Origin of the sequence: Pantoea sp. SIMBA_079 (assembly GCF_046940275.1) — a bacterium.
GTDB classification, from domain to species: domain Bacteria; phylum Pseudomonadota; class Gammaproteobacteria; order Enterobacterales; family Enterobacteriaceae; genus Pantoea; species Pantoea borealis.
Map to the genome: position 1 here is coordinate 1 of NZ_JAWRYR010000428.1, position 265 is coordinate 265.

General features: G+C 46.0%; 1 protein-coding gene. It reads right to left on the reverse strand.

What is annotated here, in order from left to right; genetic code table 11:
• Positions 1-265 (reverse strand): LysR family transcriptional regulator (locus SB719_RS20655; protein WP_412159813.1); only part of this gene is annotated, 265 nt, incomplete at both ends.

A 265-nucleotide genomic window follows, 5' to 3' on the forward strand; every position in this document is an offset into this window, starting at 1 on the left:
CAGGAATAATATTGTTTACCGCAATTGTCAGTTCACGCTCAATACCATCGTGAATCAGCACTGTGTTGCGCTTTAATGCTTCCAGGTCGCCAAGAATAGTTTTGCTATGTTCGATGAAGTAACTTCCCGCTGGCGATAATTCAATATAGCGTCCCTTACGAATGAACAGTTCAACGCCCAGGCTCTCTTCCGCTTTCTTGATGGTGTAACTGATGGCGGAAGGGACTTTATTTAACTGCTCGGCTGCGGTGGTAATGCTCTGGTG